Origin of the sequence: Mesorhizobium sp. WSM3862, from assembly GCF_002294985.1 — a bacterium.
Classification (GTDB): domain Bacteria; phylum Pseudomonadota; class Alphaproteobacteria; order Rhizobiales; family Rhizobiaceae; genus Mesorhizobium.
Window position 1 is genome coordinate 1 of sequence record NZ_NSGE01000005.1, and the last position, 2,500, is coordinate 2,500.

The following is a 2,500-nucleotide window of genomic DNA, read 5'->3' on the forward strand; positions in this document are numbered from 1 at the left end:
GCCGCAAACGCAAACGGCCTGCGTTGGCGGGCCGGTCTGGATTGGTGTGGGGATTTGGCTTGTCTGCCGGCGCTGCGTCGGTTCGCTGCTTGCGGGCGTGATGACCGCTCACATCAGCCGGCCAGTATGGCCAGATACAAAAACGCCCGCACGAGGCGGGCATTTTGGATTGGTTGCGGGGACAGGATTTGAACCTGTGACCTTCAGGTTATGAGCCTGACGAGCTACCGGGCTGCTCCACCCCGCGTCAAGATAGAGGTAAGTTTGCGCTTACCGTATTCAAGGGACCGCCCAATGAAAGGGCCGCTTGCGCGGCCCGGGATCCCGTTTGGCGGGCCTCATGCATGTCGCTCAAAAGTGTTAGCGGTTTTGAGGCAACGACATGCATCACAACAATCGCAAGGAGAAGATTTGTCTGCATCCGGATCCGGATGTGAGATGAACGTGCGCTTGGCAGACCTGGCAGCGACCTACTCTCCCGCGTCTTGAGACGAAGTACCATCAGCGCTGGAGCGTTTCACGGCCGAGTTCGGAATGGGATCGGGTGCAGCCGCTCCGCCATAACCACCAGGTCGGCGAAACGCACGTTCAAATCGAGAAGCTGTTCAAGCGCGATCCAAAGGATCGTCGCCAAGCGCGATCCGGAGGATCGTCGCGGCGCGATCAAGGATCGTCGCAGCGCGATCCAAAGGATCGTCGCCAAGCGCGATCCGGAGGATCGTCATTTTTGTGCCAAGGCGACGTCTGCATTTTGCCTACGGGCGAAGCCCGCAAGCGCGACTGCGCGTCGCCGGTCGTCCGGCGCCCTCGCGGAGCATAGGCCCGTAAGGGCCGCTCATGCGTGAGCGCTGGCAGACCATCCGACTTTGTCGGATGGATATTAGGAATGAGAACGATCAAGCCGATCGAACTATTAGTACCGGTAAGCTTCAAGCGTTGCCGCTCTTCCACACCCGGCCTATCAACGTGGTCGTCTTCCACGGTTCTCAGGGAATACTCGTTTCAAGGTGGGTTTCCCGCTTAGATGCCTTCAGCGGTTATCCCGTCCGGATATAGCTACCCTGCAATGCGGCTGGCGCCACAACAGGTCCACCAGAGATCCGTCCATCCCGGTCCTCTCGTACTAGGGACAGATCCTTTCAATATTCCTACACCCACGGCAGATAGGGACCGAACTGTCTCACGACGTTCTGAACCCAACTCACGTACCGCTTTAAATGGCGAACAGCCATACCCTTGGGACCTGCTCCAGCCCCAGGATGCGATGAGTCGACATCGAGGTGCCAAACAACCCCGTCGATATGGACTCTTGGGGGTCATCAGCCTGTTATCCCCGGCGTACCTTTTATCCGTTGAGCGATGGCCCTTCCACACGGGACCACCGGATCACTATGACCGACTTTCGTCTCTGCTCGACTTGTCAGTCTCGCAGTCAGGCAGGCTTATGCCATTGCACTCAGCGAACGATTTCCGACCGTTCTGAGCCCACCATCGCGCGCCTCCGTTACTCTTTAGGAGGCGACCGCCCCAGTCAAACTACCCACCATACATTGTCCCGGACCCGGATAACGGGCCGCGGTTAGACATCCATAGTGATAAGGGTGGTATTTCAAGGGTGGCTCCACCTGAGCTGGCGCCCAGGCTTCAAAGCCTACCACCTATCCTACACATGCCACTACGAATGCCAATGTAAAGCTATAGTAAAGGTGCACGGGGTCTTTCCGTCTAACCGCAGGAACCCCGCATCTTCACGGGGAATTCAATTTCACTGAGTCTATGCTGGAGACAGCGGGGAAGTCGTTACGCCATTCGTGCAGGTCGGAACTTACCCGACAAGGAATTTCGCTACCTTAGGACCGTTATAGTTACGGCCGCCGTTTACTGGGGCTTCGATTCAGAGCTTGCACCCCTCCTCTTAACCTTCCAGCACCGGGCAGGCGTCAGACCCTATACGTCGTCTTGCGACTTCGCAGAGCCCTGTGTTTTTGATAAACAGTCGCTACCCCCTGGTCTGTGCCACCCTCCTCTGCTTGCGCAAAAAAGGGTCACGCTTCTTCCGAAGTTACGCGTGCAATTTGCCGAGTTCCTTCAGCATAGTTCTCTCAAGCGCCTTGGTATACTCTACCAGACCACCAGTGTCGGTTTCGGGTACGGTCTATAAGGAGGAGCTATTTCCTGGAACCACTCCGCTGCCCTTTCAATCCGATAAGATTGGACAACTTGTGTGATCCGTCACTACCTCCAGGCTCACGAATATTAACGTGATTCCCATCGACTACGCGTTTCCGCCTCGTCTTAGGGGCCGGCTAACCCTGCTCAGATTAACTTTAAGCAGGAACCCTTGGTCTTTCGGCGGGGGAGTCTCTCACTCCCCTTACGTTACTCATGTCAGCATTCGCACTTCTGATACCTCCACCGCCCCTCACGGGTACGGCTTCACTGGCTTACAGAACGCTCCGCTACCGCTCGTGATTGCTCACGAACCCTAAGCTTCGGTGTA

General features: G+C 56.7%; 1 tRNA gene and 2 rRNA genes (1 of these 3 cut by a window edge). All 3 read right to left on the reverse strand.

The window, feature by feature from the left end:
• Positions 1–170: 170 nt before the first annotated feature.
• Positions 171–247: transfer RNA gene (locus tag CK224_RS15660), tRNA-Met, on the reverse strand.
• A gap of 210 nt (positions 248–457) precedes the next feature.
• Positions 458–572: ribosomal RNA gene (gene rrf / locus CK224_RS15665) — 5S ribosomal RNA — on the reverse strand.
• Positions 573–892: 320 nt separating this feature from the next.
• A 23S ribosomal RNA gene (locus CK224_RS15670) occupies positions 893–2,500 on the reverse strand; it runs 1,321 nt beyond the window's last position.